16 protein-coding genes, 1 tRNA gene and 6 pseudogenes are annotated in these 25484 nt (G+C 68.3%); 14 read left to right on the top strand and 9 right to left on the bottom strand.

The genetic code is table 11. The annotated features are described in order from the left end of the window. Positions 1 to 206 precede the first annotated feature (206 nt). Together ACFJGX_RS20520 and ACFJGX_RS20515 are read left to right on the top strand one after the other, a co-directional pair. Entirely contained in the window at positions 207 to 3668 is a 3462-nt protein-coding gene (locus ACFJGX_RS20520; RefSeq protein ID WP_382326922.1) for a DUF748 domain-containing protein, read from the top strand. A 112-nt stretch (positions 3669 to 3780) separates the two neighbouring features. Further along, positions 3781 to 6515, top strand: a pseudogene (locus tag ACFJGX_RS20515) (DUF349 domain-containing protein). A gap of 3 nt (positions 6516 to 6518) precedes the next feature. On the opposite strand, the pseudogene ACFJGX_RS20510 reads toward ACFJGX_RS20515, so the two are convergent. The 6 genes and pseudogenes from ACFJGX_RS20510 to ACFJGX_RS20485 all read right to left on the bottom strand — a co-directional run bounded on the left by ACFJGX_RS20510 (position 6519) and on the right by ACFJGX_RS20485 (position 11872). After that, positions 6519 to 7366, bottom strand: a pseudogene (locus tag ACFJGX_RS20510) (zinc-dependent peptidase). A gap of 134 nt (positions 7367 to 7500) precedes the next feature. After that, positions 7501 to 8208: a UDP-2,3-diacylglucosamine diphosphatase gene (locus ACFJGX_RS20505; RefSeq protein WP_382326920.1), complete on the bottom strand. Its 708-nt coding sequence runs from the start codon at positions 8206 to 8208 to the stop codon at positions 7501 to 7503. A gap of 30 nt (positions 8209 to 8238) precedes the next feature. Further along, entirely contained in the window at positions 8239 to 8745 is a 507-nt protein-coding gene (locus ACFJGX_RS20500; RefSeq protein ID WP_382328767.1) for a peptidylprolyl isomerase, read from the bottom strand. Between the two features lie 2 nt (positions 8746 to 8747). Beyond that, positions 8748 to 9350: a peptidylprolyl isomerase gene (locus tag ACFJGX_RS20495; protein ID WP_291112228.1), complete on the bottom strand. Its 603-nt coding sequence runs from the start codon at positions 9348 to 9350 to the stop codon at positions 8748 to 8750. Continuing rightward, a complete protein-coding gene (locus ACFJGX_RS20490; RefSeq protein ID WP_382324111.1) occupies positions 9350 to 10750 on the bottom strand; it encodes a murein L,D-transpeptidase family protein in 1401 nt (466 codons plus the stop codon). The genes ACFJGX_RS20495 and ACFJGX_RS20490 overlap by 1 nt, the downstream gene beginning before the upstream one ends. Positions 10751 to 10833: 83 nt before the next feature. Then, positions 10834 to 11872, bottom strand: a pseudogene (locus ACFJGX_RS20485) (tetratricopeptide repeat protein). Between the two features lie 341 nt (positions 11873 to 12213). Between ACFJGX_RS20485 and cysS the strand changes: the two are divergent. The 9 genes and pseudogenes from cysS to ACFJGX_RS20440 all read left to right on the top strand — a co-directional run bounded on the left by cysS (position 12214) and on the right by ACFJGX_RS20440 (position 20610). Beyond that, positions 12214 to 13599, top strand: coding sequence for a cysteine--tRNA ligase (gene cysS / locus ACFJGX_RS20480; RefSeq protein WP_382324115.1), 1386 nt, complete (start codon positions 12214 to 12216; stop codon positions 13597 to 13599). Between the two features lie 71 nt (positions 13600 to 13670). After that, positions 13671 to 14250: pseudogene (locus ACFJGX_RS20475) on the top strand (DNA-3-methyladenine glycosylase family protein). Between the two features lie 89 nt (positions 14251 to 14339). Further along, a complete protein-coding gene (locus ACFJGX_RS20470) occupies positions 14340 to 15290 on the top strand; it encodes an acetyl-CoA carboxylase carboxyltransferase subunit alpha (protein ID WP_382328765.1) in 951 nt (316 codons plus the stop codon). Positions 15291 to 15381: 91 nt separating this feature from the next. Next, positions 15382 to 16272, top strand: a complete 891-nt coding sequence (tilS, locus tag ACFJGX_RS20465) for a tRNA lysidine(34) synthetase TilS (RefSeq protein WP_382328763.1) — start codon at positions 15382 to 15384, stop codon at positions 16270 to 16272. Between the two features lie 92 nt (positions 16273 to 16364). Continuing rightward, positions 16365 to 17646, top strand: a pseudogene (locus ACFJGX_RS20460) (aspartate kinase). A 53-nt stretch (positions 17647 to 17699) separates the two neighbouring features. Continuing rightward, positions 17700 to 17792, top strand: a tRNA-Ser gene (locus tag ACFJGX_RS20455). Between the two features lie 121 nt (positions 17793 to 17913). Next, positions 17914 to 18210, top strand: a complete 297-nt coding sequence (locus tag ACFJGX_RS20450) for a tetratricopeptide repeat protein (protein ID WP_382326918.1) — start codon at positions 17914 to 17916, stop codon at positions 18208 to 18210. Then, a complete protein-coding gene (locus ACFJGX_RS20445; protein WP_382326916.1) occupies positions 18182 to 19666 on the top strand; it encodes a tetratricopeptide repeat protein in 1485 nt (494 codons plus the stop codon). The genes ACFJGX_RS20450 and ACFJGX_RS20445 overlap by 29 nt, the downstream gene beginning before the upstream one ends. A gap of 155 nt (positions 19667 to 19821) precedes the next feature. Then, on the top strand, positions 19822 to 20610 hold the full coding sequence (locus ACFJGX_RS20440; RefSeq protein ID WP_382326914.1) for a DMT family transporter: 789 nt from the start codon (positions 19822 to 19824) through the stop codon (positions 20608 to 20610). Between the two features lie 3 nt (positions 20611 to 20613). Here the strand turns inward: ACFJGX_RS20440 and ACFJGX_RS20435 are convergent, their stop codons facing one another. From ACFJGX_RS20435 to ACFJGX_RS20425, 3 genes and pseudogenes are all read right to left on the bottom strand, one after another. Then, on the bottom strand, positions 20614 to 21072 hold the full coding sequence (locus ACFJGX_RS20435) for an RNA-binding S4 domain-containing protein (RefSeq protein WP_382324123.1): 459 nt from the start codon (positions 21070 to 21072) through the stop codon (positions 20614 to 20616). A 21-nt stretch (positions 21073 to 21093) separates the two neighbouring features. Further along, positions 21094 to 22460: pseudogene (locus ACFJGX_RS20430) on the bottom strand (sensor histidine kinase); the annotation flags it as partial. A gap of 56 nt (positions 22461 to 22516) precedes the next feature. Next, positions 22517 to 23191: a response regulator transcription factor gene (locus ACFJGX_RS20425; protein ID WP_382158829.1), complete on the bottom strand. Its 675-nt coding sequence runs from the start codon at positions 23189 to 23191 to the stop codon at positions 22517 to 22519. Positions 23192 to 23331: 140 nt separating this feature from the next. On the opposite strand from ACFJGX_RS20425, the gene ACFJGX_RS20420 reads away from it, so the two are divergent. From ACFJGX_RS20420 to ACFJGX_RS20410, 3 genes are all read left to right on the top strand, one after another. Continuing rightward, complete coding sequence (locus tag ACFJGX_RS20420) at positions 23332 to 23838, top strand: porin (protein ID WP_382324125.1); 507 nt, start codon at positions 23332 to 23334, stop codon at positions 23836 to 23838. After that, positions 23810 to 24349: a porin gene (locus ACFJGX_RS20415; protein WP_382324127.1), complete on the top strand. Its 540-nt coding sequence runs from the start codon at positions 23810 to 23812 to the stop codon at positions 24347 to 24349. Before ACFJGX_RS20420 ends, ACFJGX_RS20415 begins: the two co-directional genes overlap by 29 nt. A gap of 116 nt (positions 24350 to 24465) precedes the next feature. Next, complete coding sequence (locus tag ACFJGX_RS20410) at positions 24466 to 25425, top strand: tripartite tricarboxylate transporter substrate binding protein (protein ID WP_382158825.1); 960 nt, start codon at positions 24466 to 24468, stop codon at positions 25423 to 25425. Positions 25426 to 25484 lie beyond the last annotated feature (59 nt).

Raw genomic sequence — 25484 nt, 5'->3', positions numbered from 1 at the left:
CAGTGGTCCCAAGGTCGGTGGGCTCGGCGCCTGATGCTGGGTCTGCTGGGGCTCCTTCTGCTCTGGCTGGTGACCTGGATGGGCATGCCGCCCTTGCTGAAATGGCAATTGGCGAAGCAGGCCACGGCCGCGCTGGGACGCCAGGTGACGGTGGAACGGGTTGATTTCCAGCCGTGGTCGCTGGAAGTGCGATCGAGGGGTTGCGCGTGGCCGATGCCACAGGCGAGGGCGAGCAGTTCACGCTGGATCGCCTCTATGCCAACGCCGAGCTGCAGTCGCTGTTTCGGCTCGCGCCGGTGCTCGATGCCCTGGTGCTGGAGCAGCCCAAGTTGAAGCTGCGCCACCTGGGTGAAGGGCGGTACGACGTGGACGACGTGCTGCAGCGCTTGCGCCCGAAAGACGATGAGCCCCCGTCCGACACAGCGCAGTTCGCCCTGTTCAACATCAACCTGTCCGGGGGCGAACTCACGTTCGTCGACGACAGCGTGGGCGTTACGCACCAGCTGAGCGGCTTGTCGGTGGGCGTGCCCTTCCTGAGCAACCTGCCGTCCCGACGGGATGTGGTGACCCAGCCCAAGCTGGCTTTCGTGCTCAATGGGAGCGCTTTCGATTCGAGCGCCAGCACCACGCCGTTCGCCCAGACCCGGGACACCGATGCCAGCGTGGACATTCCCACCCTGGATCTCGCGCCTTACCTGCCCTACTGGCCGGCGACTTGGCCCGTCAAGCCCGAAGCCGGTGTGCTCCAGCTCGCGCTCAAGCTGGCATTCGAACAGCAGGACACGCCGCGCCTCTCCCTCTCCGGCACGGCTGCCCTGTCGGATCTGCGCGTCGTTGAGCGAACCGGGCCGTCCACCACGGCCGAACTGCTGGCCTGGGAACGCCTGGGCGTGACGCTCAATCGGGTGGAGCCGCTGGCGGGTCAGGTGGATCTGGCCGCCATTGACTGGACGTCGCCCACAGTGTCGATCTCGCGCGATGCGGCTGGGTTGCTCAACTTGCAACGTGCGGCGCAAGCCTGGGCCGACCAGTCCCGACGTGCTGCATCTCCTCCCGCCCCTGCGCCCGTGGCACCGGGCGCATCCACCGCGCCCGCCTCGCCGTGGAAAGTGAGTGTGGCGCGCCTGAACCTGGAGGGCGGTACCGTGCGATGGCGCGATGCCGGCACCAAGCCGGCCGCTCAGCTGGCGCTGGAGGCCTTGAGCGTGCAGGCCCAGGCGCTGAGTTGGCCGATGCAGGCACCGGTGCCCTTCGAGGTGTCCGCGCGCCTGGGCCAGACGCCGCTGTCGCTCAAGGGTACGGCCACCGACGCCGAGGCCAAGGCGAAGGTCTCGGTGGGCGAACTGCCCTTGTCGACGTTCGCGCCCTACGCCGCCGGCGTGCTGACGCACGAACTCGACGGGCGGCTCGCCGCCGACCTCGATGTGGAATGGCGGGCGGCCAAGGCCGATCAGCCCATGGGGCTGCTGGTCAACGCTTCCCGGCTCGAGCTGAGCGAGGTGCACCTGGGGACGGCTCGTCAGCCACAGGTCAGCCTGCGCCGCCTCCAGGTGCAGGACGCGCGCGTGGATCTGGCCAGCAGCACCGTGGCCGTGGGCAAGGTCGTGCTTGATCGGCCACAGGTGCGCGCGCAGCGCGACAAGGCGGGGCGCTGGATGGTGGATGGCTGGATGAAGGCATCGGAGGCGCCCGCTGCAGCACCCCCGTCGAAACCGGCCGAGCCCTCCCCGTGGCAGCTGACGCTGGCCGACGTGCAGATCGATGCGGGTGCCGTCGCGCTCGAAGACCTCGCGCTGGCGCGCCCGGTCAGGCTCGACCTCAGTCAGATCAAGATGCAGGTCAAGAACCTGCAGCCCATGGCTCGCAGCCAGCCCGACATGCCGGTCTCGCTGCAGCTGCGCATGGGCGCGGCGCGAGGCAACCGCGCCGAGCCCGGCCGGCTCGCCCTCGACGGCGCGCTGCGCCTGCCCGGCAAGGGCGAGCGCGACGCCGACAGCCTGCGCACCCAGCTGAAGGTGCAAGCGGACAAGCTGCCGCTGCATGCCCTGGAGCCGTATTTCGGCGACCGCCTGAACCTGGACTTGCTGCGCGCGGACACCAGCTACCGTGGCACGGTCGAGGCGGCATTGCCCCCGGCGGGTTTGCGGTTGACGGTCGCCGGCAACGTGGGGCTGGACGATTTCGCCGCCAACACGCTGTCGCCCGCCGAAGAGCTGCTGGCCTGGAAGTCCCTGCAGGTGCGGGGTCTGCGGCTCGCCATGGCGCCCGGACAGGTCACCCGGGTGGCGGTGCAGGAGACCGTGCTCAGCGACTACTTTGCCCGCGTGATCATCGACGAGGCGGGGCGCATCAACCTGCAAGGCCTCGTGAAGCACGATGAAGCGGCTCCCGCACCCACGGGCGCCGCCGCGCCGGCGGCCACCACTCCGCCACCGCCGTCTCCTGCAAACGCGAGCGCCGTGCCCGACCCGGACATCCGTTTCGGACCGATCAGTCTGGTCAATGGCCGCGTGCTGTTCTCCGACCGTTTCATCAAGCCCAACTATTCCGCCAACCTCAGTGAACTCACCGGCAGCCTGAGCGCTTTCGCCAGCGTGCCGCCGGGCGGCGCGCCACAGATGGCCGACCTGACATTGCGCGGGCGCGCCGAGGGCACGGCGGCGCTGGAGATCGATGGCAAGCTCAACCCGCTGGCCCAGCCACTGGCACTCGACATCCGCGCGCTGGTGCGCAACCTGGAGTTGCCGCCGCTGTCGCCTTACACCGTGAAGTACGCCGGCTATGGCATCGAGCGCGGCAAGCTCAGCATGGACGTGGCCTACAAGATCGAGCCCAACGGCCAGCTGACGGCCAGCAACCAGATCATCCTCAACCAGCTCAGTTTCGGCGACCGCGTGGCCGGGAGCGAGGCGCCCAACCTGCCGGTGAAGCTGGCAGTGGCCTTGCTGGCCGACCGCAACGGGGTGATCGACATCAACCTGCCGGTCAGCGGCTCGCTCAACGACCCGCAGTTCAAGCTGGCGCCCCTCATCTTCCGGCTCATCTTCAATCTGATCGGCAAGGCCATCACCTCACCGTTCTCCCTGATCGCCGGGGCCTTCGGCGGGGGCGGGGAGGAAATGAGCCAGGTGGTCTTCACACCGGGCAGCAAGGCACTGGACGGTGAGGCCAGGCAGCGGCTGGACGCTGTGGCCAAGGCCCTGGCCGATCGGCCGACTCTGCAGATCACCGTGGTGGGACATGGCGACCTGGAGGCCGAGCGCAGCGGTTACCAGCGTGCCCGGCTGGACGAGCGTGTGTTGGCCGAGAAACGCCGCCAATTGGCACGGGATGGCGCCGCCATCAGCGACACGCTTGCGATGACGCCCGCCGAGTACCCGGCCCTGCTCAAGGAGGTGTACCGGCGGACCGACATCCCGAAACCCCGCAACCTGGTCGGCCTGGCCAAGGACATCCCGCAGGCCGAGATGGAAGCCTTGCTGCTGGCGTCCATACCGGTCACGTCGGATGCCATCCGCGAACTCGCGGTGGCGCGCGGCGTGGTCGTCAAGGACTACCTTGCAGGCCGGCAGTTGCCGGAAGACCGCATGTTCCTGGGCGCGCCCCAACTGGGCCGCCAGGGTGAGAAGTGGCGCCCGCAGGCCGAACTCAAGCTGGCGCCGCGCTGAGCATTCCGCGTGCGCGCGCAGGGGGAGGCGGGCGCGCGCCAACTGCGGCGACAATACGCCTTGGTCGCGCCGTCGTGGTGCCGACAACCGAATCGATTGAGCCCCCCACTTCATGTCGCTGTTTTCCCTGCGCAAAGCCCCGTCTTCGTCCAACGCTTCCGAGTCTGCCGTGAACACGCCCACCTCCCCCAAGCCGGCCAGCCCCAACGCCGCCCACCCCCTGGATGCCGTCACCGGTGGTGCGTTCTCCGCGCCGACGTCGGGTGAGCGCGCTGCGCGCATCCGCGACTGGCTGGCCACCGGTCCCGCGCTCGAGCAGATGAACGAAGTGTTCAAGGAGCTCTCGCACCGCGACCGCGGAGCCGCCAAGCCCTTGAAGGAAAAGCTCGACGAACTCAAGCGCCAGAAGTCGCAGGAACAGATGTCGGTGGAGTGGGCGCAGAAGGCCCAGGGCCTGATCGACCAGCCGCGCCTGAACCTGGCCGACGCACTGGCCTGGCAACGCGATGCGGCACGCGCAGGCGCACCGCTGTCGCGCGAGCCGCTGGCGCACCTTGCGCCAGGCGCTGGCCGAGCGCGTCAAGGCCATCGAAGATCTGCAGCACCGGGTGCAGGTCGAACGTGAGGCCGCCGTGCTGATCGCGCAGCGCATCGAGGTGCTGTCCACCAAACCCTGGCGCGACGCCCAGCAGATTGCCGAGACGCTGCGCACCGATGTGGCCCAGTGGCAGCAGCAGGCGAGCGCCTTGGCGCAAGACCCCCAATGGCCCAGCGTGGACGTGAAGTTCCCGCCCATGCTCGACGCCTCGCGCCAGCAGCTGCAACTGGTGTGGGACGCCTTCGAAGCCGCGCTGACACAGACCGTGGCGGCCGATGCCAACCCCCAGGCGCCATTGCCCGCCGTGCCCGTGTGGGCCGACGAGCTGCGCGCCGCGCGGGGCCAGGACGTGAGCGCCCTGGCCGACAAGGCACCGCAGGACACGCAGGCCCAGCAGGAAAAACGCGCCCGCGTGGCGGCCGAACTCGAACAGGCGCTGAGCGTGCTCGAGCGCGAGCTCGCCGAAGGGCACGGCAAGGCCACGCCCAAGGCGGCGGCCGACGTGCGCGGCCTGCTCAAGAGCCATGGCCGGCTGGTCCCGGCCGCGCTCGATGCGCGCGCCCAGGCGGCTTTGGGGCAGGCCGGTGAACTTGAAGGCTGGCAGCGCTGGCGCGCCGACCAGCTGCGCGAAGAACTCGTTGGCCAAGGCAGAGGCCTTGCTGCAAGCCCCCGAGGGTCAACGCCTGGGCGGGCGCAAGATGCAGGAAACCCTGCGCAGCCTGCGCGACCAGTGGAAGACCACCGACCAGGGCGGCCAACCCAACCATGCGCTGTGGAAGCGCTTCGACGAAGCCTGCACCGAGGCGCACAAGGTGGTCGAGACCTGGCTGGCGCAGGTGCGCCAGCAGAGCGAGGCGCACAAGGCGCAGCGCCTGGCCATCATCGAAGAACTCAAGGCCTGGACGCTGGCGCACGCCGACAGCAGCGACTGGAAAGCCCAGGTGCGTGAACTGCATGCGTTCTCCGAGCGCTGGCGCGAAGCCGGCCACCTGAGCGAGAAGGCGTTTGCCGACATCCAGCCGGTCTGGAAAGACGCCATGCACAAGGCGCACGAGCGCCTGGAGACGGCGCAGGCCGAGAGCACCGCCCGGCGCAAGGCGCTGATCGAAGAAGCCACCGCCCTGGGCGCGGCGCCCATGCTGCGCATCGATGCGGTCAAGGCCCTGCAGCAACGTTGGCAGGCCGAAGCCCATGCCGTGCCGCTGGAGCGCAAGCACGAACAGAAACTGTGGGAAGCCTTCCGCCAGCCGATCGACGAGGCCTTCGCCCGCAAGAGCACCGAGCGTGAGAAGGCCGCCACGGCCCTGAACGCACACGACCAGCGCGTGCTTGACGCCTCGCGCGCGCTGGAAGCGGCGAGCGCCAGTGGCGACGCGCAGCGCATCCGCGCGGCCATGAACGAGCTGGAAGCGGCCCTGGCGGGTCAGGCCCCCGCGCCTGCGCCAGCAACTGTGGCCGCGCCGGCATCCGTCGAGCCAGCCGCATCCGCTGCCGAAGCGGCGCCTGCCGATGCCGCAGAAGAGGCCTCCGCCACCGAGGAGGCCGAGGCCTCGGCGCCGACGGCACCTGCACCTGCCAAACCCGCCGCGCCGCCGAAGAAGCTGGTGGCGGTGCGGGGTGACGACCGACCCGGTATGAAGAAAGCCGAGCCGGCCGGCCGCGATGGTCGCCGCGGCGATCGCCCGGAGGGGCGGCGCGACGGTGCACCGGGTCGCCCCGATGCGCGCGGTGGACGCGATGCCCGTGGACCGGGCGCACCGTCCTGGCGTGAAGAGCGCGAGCCGCGCGGCCCAAGGCTGGGCGATGCGGCGTTCCGCGCGCAGCGCCAGGCGATCGAGGCGGCTCAGTCCAGCCTGCGCAAGCTCGCGGCCCAGGCCCACGGCGAGGTGCTCACGCAGCTCATGACGGCCTGGCAGCAGCGCGATGCCGAGCAACTGCCCACCGCGCAGGCCCTGGGCCCGCGGGTGAGCACGGCCCAGCGCGGTGCGTGGGCGTCGGCGGTGTCCAAGCCGGCGGCCCCCTTGCCGGGTGAAACCTTGCTGCGCCTGGAAATGGCCGCCGAAGTGCCCACGCCGGCCGAGCACCTGAGCGAGCGCCGCATGTTGCAACTGCAATTGCTCACGCGCCGCCACGCCGCCGCACCGGTCGACACCTGGGCGGAGGATGTGGCCGCGGTGTTGGGCTCGAGCTTCGATGCCACGGCAGAGCGCCGCCTGCAGAACGTGCTGAAGGCGCTCCTCAAGCGTTGAGCGTCAACGCCCCGGGCGGAAGAAGCCGTCGTACAGCGGCATCAGCTCGGGGAACTCGGTCTCGAAACGTGGCCGGTTGACGAAGTAGGCCTCGCAGGTCACGGCGAAGAACTCGGCCGCGTCCTTCGCGGCGTAGTCGTCCAGCCAGGGCGGCTCGCCGCCGAAGCGCTCGGCCATCGCGCCGCTTCGCGAAAACGCTCGAAGCTGTCCTGCATGGTGCGTTGCCAGATCGCGCGCGCCTCGCTGCGCTGGCGCGCACCCAGGAAGCCCGAGGGGAGGGGCGGGGCCCCGTCGGGCGCTTCGCCCATCTGCATGTCGTGCATGTCCATCTTGTGCACGAACTCGTGGATCACCACGTTGTGTCCGTGTTGCGCGCGCTCGCCAGCGTGGGCGACGTCCTCCCAGCTGAGCATGAGGGGGCCCCGGTCCATGGCTTCACCGGCCAGGACCTCGTCGTAATGGTGCACCACGCCCGCGCCGTCGGTGGTCTTGCGCCGCGCCACCACGGCGCCGGGTTGCACGACGATGCCGACGAAGTCGCCGTACCAGTCCAACAGCTTGAGCGGGTCGCGCACCGGTTCGCCTGACACGCCATGCATGTGGAGCAGCGGCAGGCAGGCCTGCGCCGCGATCGCCAGCGCCATGGCGTCCGTCACGGCCAGGCCGTTGGCGCCGTGGAACTCCTTCTCCATCAGGAAGTGCGTGCAGAGCAGGCGAAGGCGCTGCAGCTCGGGCCCATCGAGTGCCGCCAGAAAGGGGTGGTGCGCCACGGTCTGGCGCCAAAGGGCATCCGGGATGGAGGTGGGGCGGCGCAGCGCGCGGGGCAGCCAGCGTTGGAGCAGGTGGATCATGGAGGAGGAAGGCGGCGGTGGCTCAGGGTCGCAAGGGCCGGCGGTGCAGGCCCTTCGCGTCCAGCCGCAACACCTCGGCGCGGGCCGGCTGCGCGCTCAGCTCCCAGTCGCTGAGCACGACGCGTTGAAGGCCGTCACCCAGGTCGTGGGTCGCGGGCCGGTGCGTGTGGCGATGGATCAGCGTGTGGGCCTCGGCGTGCCGCAGCCAGGCCTTGGCGGCCTGGGTGTCCACGTCGGCCCAGAGGCTGGGGTCGTTGCCGGTGCTGCGCTTGCGCGCCTCGCTCTGGGCGCGCAGCTCGCGCGCGATCGCTTCGCGTTGGGCCAGGGGTTGTGCCAGAAAAGCGGTGTTGCCAGGCGGGCTCGCGCACCTCGGCACGAAAGCGCATGTAGTCGGTGTCGGCCAGGCACAGGGCGTCGCCATGGCTGAGCAGCCAGCGCTGGTCCAGAAAGACCAGCACGGTGGGATCGCTCAGGCCTTGCATGCCGCAGGCGTCGAGTCCGGCCGGTCCCAGGAGGAAGTCGCGGTTGCCGCGCATGAAGTAGACCGGTGCGTGCGCGCTGTAGGCCTGCAAGGCCTCGGCACAGGCGCGCCAGAACGCGTGATCGGCCGACGGGGATGTGTGGGTGGAGAGCACGTCGTCGCCGACCCACACCTCGAACAGATCGCCCAGGATGAACAGCGCGTCGGCGCGCTCGTGCGCGGGGCGGCGCAGGTAGGCGGCCCACGCCTCGAAGGTCTCGGGCTCACCGGCCTGCAGATGCAGGTCTGAAATGACATCGACCGCTTGCCAGTTCGCGGGAGCGATGCATTCGGCGAAGCGGTCGACGGGTTGGGCGGTCATGCGGAGCAGGGGCGTTGCCGCCCCTGGCGATCAGAGCGCGACGGCCTTTTCGATCACGACGTCGTCCTTGGGCACGTCGTCGTGGAAGCCCTTGCGGCCGGTGGGCGTGCCCTCGATCTTCTTCACGATCTCGCTGCCCGAGACCACCTTGCCGAAGACGGCGTAGCCCCAGCCCTGTGCGCTGGGCGCGGTGTGGTTCAGGAAGCCGTTGTTCGACACGTTGATGAAGAACTGCGCGGTGGCCGAGTGCGGGTCGCTGGTGCGCGCCATGGCCACGGTGTAGGTGTCGTTCTTCAGGCCGTTGTTGGCCTCGTTGGAAATGGGGGCGTCGGTGGGCTTCTGGGTCATGCCGGGTTCGAAGCCGCCGCCTTGCACCATGAAGCCGGGGATGACGCGGTGGAACACGGTGTTGTTGTAGTGGCCCTTGTTCACATAGGCCAGGAAGTTGCTGGTGGACAGCGGTGCTTTTTCAGCGTCGAGTTCCAGCGTGACGACGCCGTATCCGGCAATGTGCAGTTCGACTTGGGGGTCGGCGATGGTCATTTCTCCAGGGTGGCTTTGAGGATGGTGATGGGGGTTTTGGGCACGTTCTGGTGCATGCCCTGGTCGCCGACGGGCACGGCGCGGATCTTGTCCACGACATCCAGCCCCGCCACGACCTTGCCGAAGACGGTGTAACCGTAGCCGTCGGGGCTGGGGGCGTTCAGGTTCGGGTTGTTCACGGTGTTGATGAAGAACTGCGACGTGGCCGAATTGGGGTTGGAGGTGCGTGCCATCGCGATGGCACCGCGGTCGTTCTTCAGGCCGTTGGTGGCTTCCAGCGGAATCGGCGCCTTGGTGGGCTTTTGCTGCAGGTCGGGCGTGAAACCGCCGCCCTGGATCATGAAGTTGCTCATCACGCGGTGGAACACCGTGCCGTCGTAGTGCTGGTCGCGCACGTACTGCAGGAAGTTCTCCACCGTTTTCGGGGCCTTGTCGGGGTACAGCTCGACCACGATGTCGCCCTGGGATGTGGCCAGTTTCACGCGGGGCGCGGCGGTGGCCTGGGCCTGGGCGGCCAGAGGCAGCAGGGCGGCGCCGGCCGCCAGGGCCGTGAGCCAGAGGGCCGCGCGTCGGCGCAGGGGCAAAGAGGACAGTGTCATCAGATCGTTCCTTCAAAAAAGATGGTCCAGCGGTCTTGCTCGCGCACCCAGTACTGGCGCTTGGTCACTCCCCGGCTCTGGCCTGCGGCGACTTCACCGAAGGTGACGACCATGGTGTCGTCCTGGTCGCGCCAGCGCAGCACCGACAGGTCTTTCATCTGCAGCTCGCGCGAGCCATTGGCCCGCAGCTCGCTTTCGACGCGGGGCCACCATTGGGCCAGATCGCGGCCCTGGTTCATGAACCGGTTGGAATAAAACGTTTTGAGTTCGGCGAGGTGGCCCGCACTGCGGGTCTGCCGCCAGGCTTCCAGCACGGCTTCGAACTGCGTCCGCTCGCTGGCCAGGGTTTCGGGCTGCACCCATTGCAGCGAGGGCGCGATCACCACCGGCGTGGTGCGGATCTGCACCGTGCCCAGCAGGCGCTGCAGGTCGGGGTTGGACAGCACCACACAGCCGTCGGACGCTTGCGGCGCGCGCACGAACTGCTCGGTGGGCGTGCCGTGCAGCCAGATGCCGCTACCGGTCTTGCCGCGCTGCACATCGAGCGCATTGGGGTAGTTGATCGGCAAGGCACCCACGCCATACAGGTCGGGCAGGTCCGCCGGGTTGAGGGTGCTGGTGATGTAGTAGACGCCCAGGGGGGTGCGCTTGTCGCCCTCCGCGGTCTTCTCGATGCCCGAGAGGCCGACCGAGATGTAGAAATCGCCCAGCAGCTTCAGGCGCGGCGCGCGATCGGCTTCGCTGGCGCTGCCACGGGCCGGGTTCAGGTTTTCGAACAGGTAGAGGCGGGAGCGCGAGGCGTCGATCGCGATCGCGTGGCGGCTCTGTGGGGCGAGGGTGAGGAACTGCGTTGGCACGGCCCCTTCGGGCGGGCGCTCGGTCAGCGCCAGCAGCCGGCGGCGCGACTCCTCGCGCAGGGCGCTGAGCTGTGCCGACGCGGCCAAGGCCTGCGTGTCGGGCACGTCGCCGAGCCGGCGCACCGGGCGGGTCTGCTGGCTGAGCAGGTCGCCGTGCACAAGGTGGGCCAGCTGGAAGTTGGGGTGGTCGCGCACCAGGCTCTCGGCCTGTTTCAGGGCCTCCCGGTGTTGCGCGTTCCCGATGAGCTGATAGATCTCGATCAGACGGGCCTCGGCCCGGCCCATCATGGGCTTGACGTGCTGGAGCTGTTCGCCTGTGAGGCTCACGGGCGTCAGACCCGAGGAGGGCGGACTGGCCGTTCCCTGAACGGCATCCTGCACGCGGGTGAGGGCGCTGTTGATCAGTGAGACGGCAGGGGCCTCGCTGACCGGCTCGGCGACGGTGTTGGCGTCGGCCGCCTGGCGCTTGTGCAGCGACAGAGCGAGCAGGGCGGCCACCGCCACGGCCGTGGCGACCACGAGCGTGCGATGTCTCGGTGTCACGCGTTGAGCGTTGTTCGGCCCCGGCCCCAGCAGCTCGGTCGTGAGGCTGGCATGGCCCCGTTGCGCGAACCGCCGACTGACCATCAAGAGCCCGTGGATTCCCGAACGATCAGCCAGCGGTTGCCGCTCTTGACCAGATCCAGCGTCTTGCGGCTGGTGACGTTCAGGTTGTCGGAGGTGTAGTCCTGGCGAAAGCGCGCCGAAGCGCGGTCGCCGTTGACCGTGACGTTGAGGTCGTTGATGCCGACGCCGATGCGCGAGCGGGGTTCGATGCGCGAGCGGCGCTCGGCCTCCCAGGCGGCGCGCGACTGGCCGCCCGGTGGCGTGAACGCCGGGCCGTAGGCACCCAGGTAGGCGGACACGTTCTTCGAGGACCAAGCCTTGGCCCAGGCTGCCACAGCCGCTTCCACGTCAACCTGGGCATCGGCGGCGGCCGGGGCGGGCGCTGCCGGAGCGGCGGGCGCCGCAGGGGCCGCAGGGGCCGGCGCAGCCGCGACAGGAGGCTTCGCGGCGGGAGGTGCTGCGCACCGGAGCCGATGGAGCCGATGGAGCCGGTGCGGCCGTCGGGGGCGCGGCGGCGACGGAGGTGGCCGGGCGGGCACCGCGCGGATCGGCCGCGAACAGGTTGCGGATCAGGCTCAGCTTGGGTGCGACAGCGGGGTTGTTCGAATCGAGTTGCAGCGCCTTGCTGTAGGCCTGGCTGGCCAGCTTGGCATAGACGTCGCCCAGGTTTTCGTGGGCGGTGGCGTAGCTCGGGTTGGTGCGGATCGCCATTTCGAGCGCGGCGCGGGCCTTGTCGAACTGGCTCTGGCCGGCGTACAGCACCGCCAGGTTGTTGTAGGGCTCGGGCAGCTCCGGGTAGTCTTCCGTGAGCTTGGCGAAGGTGGCAATTGCGTCCGTCGACTTGCCGCTCTCGGTCTGGATCACACCCTTGAGGAAACGCATCTGCGGATCGCGTGGCTTGCCCACCAGGTATTGGTCCACCTTGACCAGGGCTTCGTTGAGCTGGCCGGCGCGCACCAGCCGGTTGACCTCGGCATAGTCGTCGCCTTGCGCCCAGGCCAGCGAGGTGCCGAGGCTGGCGGCGGTCAGGGCCACGAGGGCCAGTTGGCGCAGTCGCATGGAAAAACCGTTTCTGGTGATGATGGGGGAGGATGGGCCGCTGCAGTGGGGGTGTGATGGAACGTGGCGAGACATGGCACCTCGAAAACAAACCTGGGCTCCCTCTCATGAAGGGGCCAGTGACACGTTGATCGAATGCCCGGCGGCGTGCTGTGGAGTGTCACCGGGCTGGATATACTGACACCGATGGATTGTATCTGAGGGGTCCCGTTCCGACGGTTGCGCCAGACCGCATGGAACGCCGACGGGCCCGCTCTTCGGATGGTGCCACGCACGGCCTGTGGAAGCCCCGTTTTTCACCCTCCGGCTGCCCTCCGGAATCCCGTTCCCGTTCCCGTTCCATGACCCTGAAAATCTACAACACCTTGTCGCGCCGACTGGAGGACTTCCAGCCCATTGAGCCTGGGCATGTGCGCATGTACGTCTGCGGCATGACGATCTACGACCTGTGCCACATCGGCCACGCCCGCATGATGATGGCCTTCGATGTGGTGCAGCGCTGGCTCAAGGTCAGCGGCCTGCGCGTCACCTACGTGCGCAACATCACCGACATCGACGACAAGATCATCAAGCGCGCGCTCGAGCGCGGCATCACGCTGCGCGCGTTGACCGACGAGATGACCGCCGCCATGCACCAGGACATCGGCGCACTGGGCATTGAACCGCCCAGCCTCGAACCCCGGGCCACCGAGTACGTGCCGCAGATGCTGTCGCTGATCAACACCTTGCAACGCAAGGGCCTGGCGTACCAGGCCGACAACGGTGATGTGAACTACGCGGTGCGCAAGTTCCCTGGCTACGGCAAGCTCTCCGGCAAATCGCTCGACGACCTGCGCGCGGGCGAGCGCGTGGCGGTGGACAGCGACAAGAACGACCCGCTGGACTTCGTGCTCTGGAAATCGGCCAAACCCGACGAACCAGCCGAAGCCAAGTGGGACAGCGCCTATGGCGCGGGCCGGCCGGGCTGGCACATCGAGTGCTCGGCCATGAGCTGCAGCACCCTGGGCGAGACCTTCGACATCCACGGCGGTGGTGCCGACCTGCAGTTCCCGCACCACGAGAACGAGATCGCGCAGAGCGAAGGCGCCACCGGCAAACCGCTGGCGCGCTTCTGGGTGCACAACGGCTTCGTGCGGGTCGACAACGAGAAGATGTCCAAGAGCCTGGGCAACTTCTTCACCATCCGCGAGGTGCTGGCGAAGTACGACCCCGAGACCGTGCGCTTCTTCATCCTGAGGGCGCACTACCGCAGCGCGTTGAACTACAGCGATGCCCACCTGGACGACGCCCGGGGTGCGCTCAAGCGCCTGTACACCGCGCTGTCGCACGTGCCGCCGGCGGCTTCGACGCAGATCGACTGGTCCCAACCGCACGCTCAGCGCTTCCGCGCGGCCATGGACGAGGACTTCGGCACGCCCGAGGCCGTTGCCGTGTTGTTCGAACTGGCGGGTGAAGTCAACCGGAGCAAGGACGCGGCATTGGCCGGGCTGCTGCGCGCCCTGGGCGCCACGCTGGGCCTGCTGCAGGCCGACCCGGCCACCTACCTGCAGGGCGGTGGGGCCGAAGGCGGGCTGGACGAGGCGGCCATTCTGGACCTGATCGCCCAACGCAGCGCGGCCAAGCAGGCCAAGGATTTCGCTGGGGCCGATCGCATCCGGCAGCAGCTGCTGGACCAGGGCATCGTGCTCAAGGACAGCCCCACGGGCACCACCTGGGAGCGCAACTGATTGCCACCACCGTCCTGCCCGAGCTCAACACGGAGGCGCCCGGCTATTGGGTGGATGCCTGTCGCCATCTCATGAAGCGCGACCGGGTGATGAAGAAGCTGATCCCCCAGCATGGGGGTGCCTGCCTGCAGTCGCGCGGAGATGCCTTCGTCACGCTGGCGCGCAGCATCGTCGGCCAGCAGATCTCGGTGAAGGCGGCCCAGTCGGTCTGGGACCGTTTCGAGCAATTGCCACGGAAGATGGTGCCCGCCCAGGTGCTCAAGCTGAAGGTGGACGACATGCGCGCGGCCGGCCTGTCGGCCCGCAAGGTCGAGTACCTGGTGGACCTTGCCCTGCACTTCGCCAACGACCAAGTCCACGTCAGCCAATGGGCCGACATGGACGACGAGGCCATCATTGCCGAGCTGGTCGGCGATTCGTGGCATTGGCCGATGGACGGCCGAGATGTTCCTGATCTTCCACCTGATGCGGCCCAACGTACTACCCCTGGACGACCTTGGTTTGCAGAATGGCATCAGCCTGGCGTATTTTTCGGGTGAACCGGTCAGCCGCAGCGAGATCCGGGAGGTTGCGAACTCCTGGGCACCGTTCTGCAGCGTGGCAACTTGGTATATTTGGCGGTCGCTCGATCCGCTGCCGGTCAGTTACTGAGCGCACCGGCTTCGCCGGGACGTCGTGGCAAACAAGACCAAAGGAGCACACCTTCGCCGAAAAAGAATTTTCTCGATTTCGAGCAACCGATTGCCGAGCTCGAAACCAAGATCGAAGAACTGCGTTATGTGCAGACCGAATCCGCGGTGGACATCTCCGAAGAGATTGAACAGCTGGCTGGCAAGAGCCTGCAGCTCACCAAGGACATCTACAGCAACCTCACGCCGTGGCAGATCACCAAGATCGCCCGCCACGCCGACCGCCCCTATACGCTGGACTACGTGCGCGAGATCTTCACGCACTTCCAGGAGTTGCATGGCGATCGGCACTTCTCGGACGACCTGAGCATCGTGGGCGGTCTGGCGCGCTTCAACGGCCAGCCCTGCATGGTGCTGGGCCACCAGAAGGGGCGCGACACGAAAGAGCGCGGCCTGCGCAACTTCGGCATGACCAAGCCCGAAGGCTATCGCAAGGCCCTGCGCCTGATGAAGCTGGCCGAGAAGTTCAAGCTGCCGGTCTTCACCTTCGTGGACACGCCCGGCGCCTACCCCGGCATCGATGCCGAAGAGCGCGGCCAGTCCGAAGCGATCGGCCGCAACATCTTCGAGATGGCGCAGCTGGAAGTGCCCATCATCTCCACCATCATTGGTGAAGGCGGCTCGGGCGGCGCGCTGGCCATTTCGGTGGCCGACCAGGTGCTCATGCTGCAGTACTCGGTGTACTCGGTCATCAGCCCCGAAGGTTGCGCCTCCATCCTCTGGAAGACCAGCGACCGCGCCAGCGATGCCGCCGATGCCCTGGGCATCACCGCGCACCGCCTCAAGGCGCTGGGCCTGGTGGACAAGATCGTCAACGAGCCCGTGGGTGGCGCGCACCGCGACCACAAGCAGATGGCCGCCTTCCTCAAGCGCGCCCTGGGCGACGCCTGGCGCCAGGTGACGGACCTCAAGGCCAAGGAGCTGCTCGATCGGCGCTACGCGCGCCTCAACAGCTACGGCCGCTTCACCGACACCAAGGCCGAGAGCAAGGACAAGCGCTGAGGTGAATGCCTCGCCAACCCCGGCCAACCCCTGCGATCGGGCGTTGGCCGCGTGGTGCGAGCGCTGGGGCTTCCTGCAGCCAGCCGGGCCCATGGCGGTGGCCTTCAGTGCCGGTGCCGATTCCACGGCCTTGTTGCTTGCGGCGCATCGGCGTTGGCCGGGCCAAGTGATCGCCTTGCATGTGAATCACGGTTTGCAGGCGGCGGCCGACTCCTTTCAGAACCACGCCCAGGCGTTCTGCGCTCTGCACGGCATCGTCTTGCGCGCCGAGCGTGTGCGGGCTGCGCATGCGCCGGGCGATAGCCCGGAAGACGCCGCCCGCCAAGCCCGTTACACCGCCCTGGCGCGCATGGCCGAAGAGGCCGGTGCGGCCTGTGTGCTGCTGGGCCAGCACGCGGACGACCAGGCCGAAACCGTCCTGCTCGCGCTCAGCCGCGGTGCGGGCCTGCCGGGGCTGGCTGCCATGGGCGAGCGCTTCGAACGCCATGGTCAGGTGTTTGGCCGGCCCTTGCTCGACGTGCCGTCCACCGCCTTGCGCGCCTGGCTGGCGTCCACTGGTCACGCCTTTGTGGACGATCCCAGCAACGCCGACCAGCGCTTCACGCGCAACCGCATCCGTGCGGTGCTGATGCCCGCGTGGGAGGCCTGTTTTCCCGGCTTTCGGCCCATGCTTGCGCGCAGCGCGGCCCACGCCGCCCAGGGGCAGCGGCTGCTCGACGACCTGGCCCGCATCGATCTCGCACAGGTGGGCACGCCTCCCGCGATCGCGGGGCTGCAGTCGCTGTCGCGCGATCGCCAGGCCAACGTGCTTCGCCACTGGTTGCGCGCCGAAGCGAACGTGGCGGCCAGCGCGGCCCAGCTGGACGAACTGCTCGATCAGATCGCGGCCTGCACCACGCGCGGCCACCGCATCCGCCTCAAGGTGGCCAGCGGCTTGGTCACTCGCGAGGGTGGGGATCTGCGTTTCGTGGCGCCGATATAATTCCCGGTTGCCCTGAACGGCCCTTTGGGGCCTGGCATGCCGCGTGGAACACCGGTTGCGCGGCCGCAATCAACCCAATCCAATCCCTCCCGATGGCCTTGATAGTTCACAAGTACGGCGGCACCTCCATGGGGTCGACCGAGCGCATCCGCAATGTGGCCCGACGCGTCGCCAAATGGCACCGTGCCGGCCACCAGCTCGTCGTGGTGCCCAGCGCCATGAGCGGTGAAACCAACCGCCTGCTCGGTCTGGCCAAGGAGCTGGCCCCGGGCAAGACCGACAGCGCCTACAACCGCGAACTCGACATGCTCGCCGCCACCGGCGAGCAGGCCTCGTCGGCCCTGCTGGCGATCGCGCTGCAGGCCGAGGGCGTTGGCTCGGTGAGCTACGCCGGCTGGCAGGTGCCGATCAAGACCAACAGCTCCTTCACCAAGGCGCGCATCGAGTCGATCGACGACGCGCGCATCCGCGCCGACCTGGCCGCCAGCAAGGTGGTCATCGTCACCGGTTTCCAGGGCGTGGACCCCGAAGGCCACATCACCACGCTGGGCCGTGGCGGCAGCGATACCTCTGCCGTGGCCGTGGCCGCGGCGCTCAAGGCGGCCGAGTGCCTGATCTACACCGACGTGGACGGCGTGTACACGACCGACCCGCGCGTGGTGCCCGAAGCACGTCGCCTCCAGCGCGTGAGCTTCGAGGAAATGCTGGAGATGGCCAGCATGGGCAGCAAGGTGCTGCAGATCCGTTCGGTGGAATTCGCCGGCAAGTACAAAGTGCCCTTGCGCGTGCTCTCCAGCTTCACGCCCTGGGACATCGACCTGAATGAAGAAGCCGCCTCCGGCACCCTGATCACTTTTGAGGAAGACGAAGACATGGAACAAGCCGTCGTTTCCGGCATTGCCTTCAACCGCGACGAAGCCAAGATTTCGGTGCTCGGCGTGCCCGACACCCCCGGCATCGCCTACCAGATCCTGGGTGCTGTGGCCGATGCCAACATCGAGGTCGATGTGATCATCCAGAACCTGAGCAAGGACGGCAAGACCGACTTCAGCTTCACGGTGCACCGCAACGAATTCCAGAAGACGCTGGACCTGCTCAAGACCAAGGTCGTGCCCGCGCTGGGTGCGGCCGAGGTGGTGGGCGATGCACGCATCTGCAAGGTGAGCATCGTCGGCATCGGCATGCGCAGCCACGTCGGCGTGCGCCAGCCGCATGTTCAAGTGCCTGAGCGTGGAGGGCATCAACATCCAGATGATCTCCACCTCCGAGATCAAGACCTCGGTGGTCATCGACGAGAAATACATGGAGCTGGCCGTGCGTTCGCTGCACCGCGAGTTCGATCTCGACCAGACCGCCGACACCATCACCGGTTGAACCCTCCACCAGAGGGAAATGCCTCCCGAGTTGAGGCATAATACGCAGCTTCCGGAGCGATGACCGAGTGGCCGAAGGTGCTCCCCTGCTAAGGGAGTATGGGGTGTAGAGCCTCATCGAGGGTTCGAATCCCTCTCGCTCCGCCAGTTATGCCAGGCGCCCCAGACGCGGGCTTCTGAACACCAAGCCCCACCGCCCATGGCCGTGGGGCTTTTTCACGTCCCGCCGCGTGGCGGCCGTGGCCGTTTTGATCGTCAAGGAGCCGCGATGAACGCTTCCCTCGCGCCCGCCCAGCAGATGCAGCTGGCGGTGCACTACCACTCGCAAGGCCTGCTGGACGCGGCCCGTTCGCTGTACGAAGGCGTGCTCGAGCAGTTCCCGACCGAATTCGCGGTGCTGTACCACCTGGGCCTGCTGGAGTCGCAGGCCGGCCATCCTGAACGCGCAGCGGGCTATTTCGGCCGTGCCGTGCAGTCCTCGCCGCAGAATGCCGATGCGCTGAACAACCTGGCGTTCACGCTGCAGCAGCTGGGCCGTGACACCGAGGCGCTGGCGCACGTATGAGCAGGCGCGGGCGCTGCTGCCCGACGATGCGGACATCGCGATCAACCTCGGTCTGTTGCACAAGAAGCTGCAGCAGTTGCCCGAGGCCCTGGCCTGCTTCGAACGGGCCTTGCAGGCCCATCCGGCGCACACCGCGCTGCTGTGCAACCAGGGCAATGTGTTGCAACGCCTGGGGCGCCAGCCGGAGGCGCTGAGCAGCTACGAGCGGGCGCTGGCGGTCGAGTCCGACAACCCCGTGGTGCTGTGCAACCTCAGCAACGCGCTCAACGAACTGGCCCGGTACGACGAGGCCCTGGCCCGCGCCGAGCGCGCCACCGAGGCGCACCCGAAACACGCCCAGGCCTGGGTGGAGCGCGGCAATGCGCTCAAGCAACTGGGCCGCATCCCCGAGGCCGTCGCCAGTTGCGAGAAGGCCATCGCGCTGGATCCGGCCATGGTCCAGGCGCACACCAACCTGGCGGCCACGGTGCTCAGCGACAGCGTGGACACGCCCCGCGTCATCGCCGCCGGCCGCAGGAGCCTCGAGGTGTTCCTTCAGAGCGTGTACCGCGCGCCGGCCTTGCGGCACGCGGGTCTGGCGCTCAGTGCCTTCCGCCTCAAACACGATGTGCAGCAGGCGCAGTGGCTGCAGGCGCACGGCCACGCTGTGCCCGGCCTGGCGCCATTTCTCAAGACCGGCAGCGCGCTGCTGCAACAGGCGAAAGATTGGCCGCCCGGCGGCACGCTGCGCGCCTCGGCCAAGGAGCTGTCGAGCCTGCAGGAATTTCTGGCGACGCCCTGGCTGCATGCCATGCCCGATGCCATGCCCGACGTGCTCAACTCGGAGAACGACTGGCTCGCGCTGGAAGAGGCCTACCTTGCGGGCACGCCCGAAATCCTGACCATCGACCACTTCCTGTCCGAGCCGGCGCTCAAGGCCTTTCAGGACTTTGCCCACGCCTCGCGCGTGTGGCACGGCGAGTACGCCAACAGCTACCTGGGGGCCTTCGCCAACCGGGGCTTCAACAGCCCGCTGCACCTGCAGCTCGCGCGCGAGCTCAAGCAGCGCATGCCGCGTGTGTTCAAGGACTACCTGCTGACCCAGCTCTGGGGTTTCAAGTACGAGCCGGCCGTGACGCGCGGCATCAACGTGCACGCCGACTTCGCCAAGGTCAACCTGAACTTCTGGATCGCACCGAGCGAACACAACCTCGATCCCGAGAGCGGCGGCCTCAAGGTCTACGACGTGCCGGCGCCGGCCGACTGGACCTTCGAGCAGTACAACGCAGACAGTGCCCGCATCTACGAGTTCCTGGCGCAACACAAGGCGGGTTGCGTGACGGTGCCGCACCGCTGCAACCGCGCGGTGCTGTTCAACTCGGCGCTGTTCCACGAGACCGACACCATTCGCTTCGTGGACCGCTACGAAGCCCGGCGGGTCAACATGACCTACCTGTTCGGCCAGCAGTTGCGATAGCAAGCAAGGCCTGACCGACAATCGAGGCATGACGTCCTCCGCCCATTCCCCTGCGGCCCTGAGCCGCGCCGCCTTCGCCACCCTGTTGCTCATCGCATTCATGATGGGCGCCAACCACGTCGCCGCGCGGCTCGCGTTCGACCACGGCGTGAGCGTTGCGCACGGCCGTGGCCTTCCGCAGCAGCGTGACGGCGTTGGTGGTCGCGGCCATCCTGCTGGTCTACCGCGTGCCCATGCGCCTTCAGGCGCGGCATCGCAAGGCCTTGCCCGCGATCGGCCTGCTGGTGGGTGTGCAAAGCCTGTGCCTGTACGCCGCCGTGGCGCGCCTGCCCGTGGCGCTGGCGCTGCTCGCGTTCAACACCTACCCCTTGTGGACGGCGCTCTGGGCGCGCCTGGTCTACGGCCAGCGGCCGCAGCCGCGCGTGCTGAAGGCCATGCCGGTGATGCTCCTTGGTCTGGCGCTCGCGCTCGACGTGTTCGGCGCGGCATCGGGCCTGGGCGCTTCGGGCCATTGGGCACAGATCGGTGTGGGCGTGGCGTTCGCGCTGGCCGCGGCCGCCACCTTCGGCATGGCGCTGGTGTTGACGCAGCACGAAACCAGTGAACTCGATGGCCGGCTGCGCACGGCCACCACCATGGCCATCGTCGCCGTGATGGCGATGATCGCGGCCACCGCGCAGGGCGGCCTGTCCCTGCCCACCGCGCCCACGGGCTGGTGGGGCTTGCTGGGCCTGACCTTCCTCTACGGCACCGCTTTCACCATCATGTTCACCGTGCTGCCCAAGCTCGGGGTGGTGGGCAATTCGGCCATCATGAACATCGAACCCATCTTCGCGCTGGTGCTGGCCTGGGCGATCCTGGGCCAGTCCATCGCCGCCGTGCAGGTGGTGGGCGGCCTGGTGGTGGTGGCGACGGTGATGTGGCTGGGCCTGCGCAAGGCCTAGGCCTTATTCCCCGTCGTCGAGCGACGCGCTCCAGCGCTCGTTCCATTCCCCTCGCGGCGGCGCGTCGCGCAGGTCCTCGATCTGGCGCCGGTCGCGTTTGGTGGGGCGGCCCATCGGCTGGCTGTGGGCCGGCTCGGGCGCCAGGCGCCGCTGCTCGGCGGCCTGGCTGCGCCGCAGGAGCGAGGCCGCGGTTTCTTCGTAGAGCAGGGCGGCCACCGGCGCGGGGCCGCGAACGCCGCTCAGGCCCTTCACGACCACGGTGCGCGTGTCCGGCCCGATGCGCAGCTCCAGGGTGTCGCCCGGTTTCACGTCGCGCGAGGGTTTGACCGGCAGGCCGTTGAGCCGCACATGGCCTTTGTCGATGGCTTCGCTGCTCAGGCTTCGGGTCTTGTAGAAGCGCGCGGCCCAGAGCCATTTGTCCAGGCGGACCTTGCCGGTGGCGTCGTCGGTGTCGGGTTTCATGAGTGGCTGGCAGGTGCTGCGCAGGGGCAGGCGCACGATCGCTTCCAGCCCGATGACCTGGCCCTGGTGGGTGCGGTTGTTGAGTTCGATGCGGCCGTCCAGGGACAGCACGATTTCCCGGCAGATCGCCAGGCCCAGGCCGGAGCCCGACACGCCGGGCGCATGCTGCTGGTCGGTGACGAAGGGCTGGAACAGGCGTTCGCGCAGCGCGGGCGAGATGCCCGGGCCCTCGTCGCGCACGGTGAGCGCCGCGGTTTGCAGGTCCACCACCAGCACCACCGACAGGCTGGAGCCCGCGGGTGTGTTCTTGATCGCGTTGTGCAGCAGGTTGCGGCTGAGTTCGCGCAAGGCCCATTCGTGTGCCTGCACCGGCGCGGCCTGGGTGTCGATCGAGAAGTCGATCGAACGCTCCGCAATCAGCGCCGAGAGGTCCAGCGCCACCGCGCGCACCACCTGGGACCAGTCGATCACCGGCGGCTTGCCATCCTGGCGCAACTGCTCCACCTTGGCCAGCGCCAGCATCTGGTTCGCCAGTTCCGTGGCGCGCTCGACCGTGTGGCCGATCTCCTCCAGCGCCTGCTGGGCGGGACGTCGCCGCGCCGCGCCGACTGCACCTGGGTTTTGAGCACCGCCAGTGGCGTGCGCAACTGGTGCGAGGTGTCGCGAACGAAGCGCTTCTGGTGCTCCAGCAGGTGCGAGAGCCGTTGCATGTGCTGGTTGGTGGCGTCCAGCAGTGGCAGCAGCTCGCGCGGCGCGCCTTCGGTGGACAGCGGCGAGAGGTCGTTCTCGCTGCGCATGCCCAGCGCCTGGCTGAGCGCGCGCACCGGGCGCGTGGCGCGCTGCACCACGAAGACCACCACGAGCGCAATCACCACCACCAGCGCGGCCTGCCGCCACAGCGTGTCGAGCAGGATCTGCCGTGCCAGCGTCTCGCGCAGCTCCAGCGTTTCCGCCACCTGGATGGTGGCAGTGCCCTGCTCGTACACACCGGACACTGGTTGCAGCAGCACCGCCATGCGCACCGGCACGCCGCGGTATTCGTCGTCGTAGAAGTTGACCAGGGCGGCGTAGAGGTTCTTCTGCGGGATGTCGCGGCGCCAGTCGGGCATGTCGCGAAAGCCCGAGACCATCTCGCCCTTGAGGCCGCTCACGCGGTAGAAGATGCGGCTGCGGTTGTCGGCCTCGAAGGCTTCGAGCGCCGAGTAGAGCAGGGTGGATTCGACCCGCACCTCGTCGCCCGCGCCCGTCACCCGCAGCTGTTCGCCGAGCGACTTCGCGGTGGCCAGCAGGGTGCGGTCGTAGGCGGTGTCGGCGGCGTCGAGGGCCTGCCGGTACAGCACGACGGTGTTGATGATCACGAACGCGAACACCGGCAGCAGGATGCCCATGAGCAGTGTGCGGCGCAGCGACACCGCGCGCGGGCGTGGGGTCTCGGTGGTGGGGTTCACGCCGTGGCCTTCAGCAGATAACCCAGGCCGCGCAGCGTGACCAGTTGCGCGCCGGTGTGGGCGATCTTCTTGCGCAGGCGGTAGGCCACCACCTCGATGGCCTCCGGCTGCACCTGGCTCTCGCCCGGGAACACCAGCTCGAACAGCCGCTCCTTGGCGATGGCGTGGCCCGGCTTGCCCAGCAGGGCTTGCAGCAGCGCCAGTTCGCGCGGGGCGAGCTCCATCGGCCGGCCATCGAAGTAGACCGCGCCGCTGTCCTTCTCCACGTGCATGCCGCACCACACGGGCCCGCGCGCGGCCTGGTCGGCGTTGCTGGAGCGCCGCACCAGGGCCCGCACGCGGGCTTCGAGTTCGTCGAGGTCGAAGGGCTTGGGCATGTAGTCGTCGGCGCCCGTGTTCAGGCCGAGGATGCGGTCGCCCACCGTGCCACGCGCGGTCAGCACGATCACCGGGGTGCTCAGGCCGGCGGCGCGCGCCTGGCTCAACACCTCCAGTCCGTCCACGCCCGGCAGGCTCAGGTCGAGCAGCACCGCGTCGGGCAGGCTGGCCTGCCACAGCGCCAGGGCACGGGCGCCGTCTTCGCAACCCAGCACCTGCATGCCGCGCCGCTCGAAGCTGCGCCGCAAGGTGGTCTGCATCGTGGCGTTGTCTTCGATCAGGAGCAGCTTCATGGCCTCCGATTATGGGCGTGGGGTGAACGCCCGCCGGTCCGCGTCCGCGCCCGGCCTAGGGTTTGTCCCGATCGGTTGGACAGCGAACTGACAGCCGCCAAAACGAGCATGGCCTCTCCCATTCACTTCTGAAAGTCATCATGAAAAAACATGCCATCGCCTTGGCGGCACTGGGTCTGGTCAGCGGTTACGCGAGCGCGCAGTCGTCCGTGACGCTGTACGGTGTGGTGGACGTGGCGCTTGAGCGCGTCAAGGGCGCCACCTCGGTCACGCGCGTGACCTCGGGGCAGCAGCAGGGTTCGCGCTGGGGCCTGCGCGGCACGGAGGACCTGGGCGGCGGGCTCAAGGCCACCTTCCTGCTGGAGTCCGGCTTCAACGCCGACGTGGGCACGCTCGGCCAGGGTGGCCGGCTGTTCGGGCGCCAGGGCTATGTGGGTCTGGGCGGCAACTGGGGCACGGTGCGCCTGGGCCGCCAGTACACGCCGATGGACGACATCGCCAGCATCATCGGCACCAAGGTCTACGACGTGGTGAGCGTGGTGCCCATCATCGGCAACGGGGACTACAACCGTGTGGACAACGCCATCACCTACGTGTCGCCCACCGTGCGCCAACACCGTGTTCCAGCTGCAGTACAGCCTGGGTGAGGAGCGCGCCAGCAACAACGCCAGCGCGGACTTCGGCAAACAGGTCAGCGCGCACGCGCTCTACGCGCAAGGCCCCTGGACGCTGGGCCTGTCGCTGATGCAGGTGGCCGATGCCGACGGCGTGCTGGCCGGCAAGCAGGGCAAGGACGCGCTGCTGTTCGTGGGGGCGTACGACTTCGGCCCGGTCAAGCTCACCGGCTACTACGACGTGGAAGACAAGGCCGTGGAGAAGCTCAAGCTGTTCGGCCTGGCGGCGGCCTTCAAGTTCGGCGAGACCACGGTGTCGGTGGGCGCGGCGCAGGCCAAGAACGTCAACGGCTCGGCCGCCGCGGCCAGCGACGACGCGAAGATCTACACCCTGCAGGCCACCCACAACCTGTCCAAGCGCACGGCGCTCTATGGCCACCTTACCGCCGTCTCCAACGACACGGCGGCGGCGCTCGGCTTCAACAGCCCGGTGGCCGGTTCGAGCTCCAACGGCATCCAGGTGGGCATTCGCCACCGCTTCTGAGCCCGCGCGGCGCCGGTCTGTCTCCTAGGGTTTCCCCCAATCAGAAGGACAGCGAACTGACAGCGTGCGGGCAGAAGATACGCACATCGGTTCAGCCATTCCCTAGGAGACAAGCCATGCGTCGCGACACCTTCCTCAAATCCCTTGCGGCCCTCGCCGCCGCCGGCGCGCTGCCCAACGCCGCGTGGGCCAGTGCCAACATCAAGATGATGATCCCCGCCAACCCCGGCGGTGGCTGGGACGGCACCGGCCGCGCGCTGGGCGACGCCATGCGCGATGCCGGCGTGGCCGCCTCGGTGACCTACGAGAACAAGGGCGGTGCGGCCGGTGCCATCGGCCTGGCCCAGTTCTACAACGCGAGCAAGGGCGACCCGAACGCGCTGATGGTCATGGGCGCCGTCATGCTCGGCGGCATCATCACCGGCAAGCCGCCGGTGTCCATCACGCAGCTCACGCCCATTGCGCGCCTGAGTACCGAGTACAACGTGTTCGTGCTGCCTTCCAACTCGCCGTTCAAGACCATGAAGGACGTGGTCGAGCAGCTCAAGAAGGACCCGGGCAGCATCAAGTGGGGCGGCGGTTCGCGCGGCGCCACCGAGCACATCGCCGCGGCGCAGATCGCGCAGCTGGTGGGCGTGCCCGCATCCAAGATCAACTACGTGCCGTTCCGGGGCGGTGGCGAAGCCACGGCCGCCATCCTGGGTGGCAACGTCACCGTGGGTGGCAGCGGCTACAGCGAATTCCAGCAGTACATCGAGAGCGGCAAGATGCGCGCCATCGCCATCACCTCGGCCCAGCGCGTCAAGGGCATCGATGTGCCCACGCTGAAAGAGCAGGGCATCGACGTGGAGATCGGCAACTGGCGCGGCGTCTACGGCGCGGCCGGCATCACCCAGGCCCAGCGCGACGCGCTCACCGCCATGATCGTCAAGGCCACGCAGAGCAAGTCGTGGGCGGCCGCCGTCGAGAAAAACAACTGGACGCCCGCGCTGCTGACCGGCAAGGCTTTCGACGAGTTCGTCGACAAGGACTTCTCCTCCTTGCGCGCGACCATGGTGCGTGCCGGCATGGTCTGAGCCTGCCTTCTCGGTGCGCTCCCGCCGGGAGCGCCATGCCCTCACCCTGGTGTGTTCGC

The sequence above is a fragment of the Hydrogenophaga sp. UC242_50 genome (assembly GCF_042697355.1).
Classification (GTDB): Bacteria; Pseudomonadota; Gammaproteobacteria; order Burkholderiales; family Burkholderiaceae_C; genus Hydrogenophaga.
The sequence above is the reverse complement of the archived record's forward strand: the minus strand, read 5'-3'. Positions and strand labels throughout refer to the sequence as shown.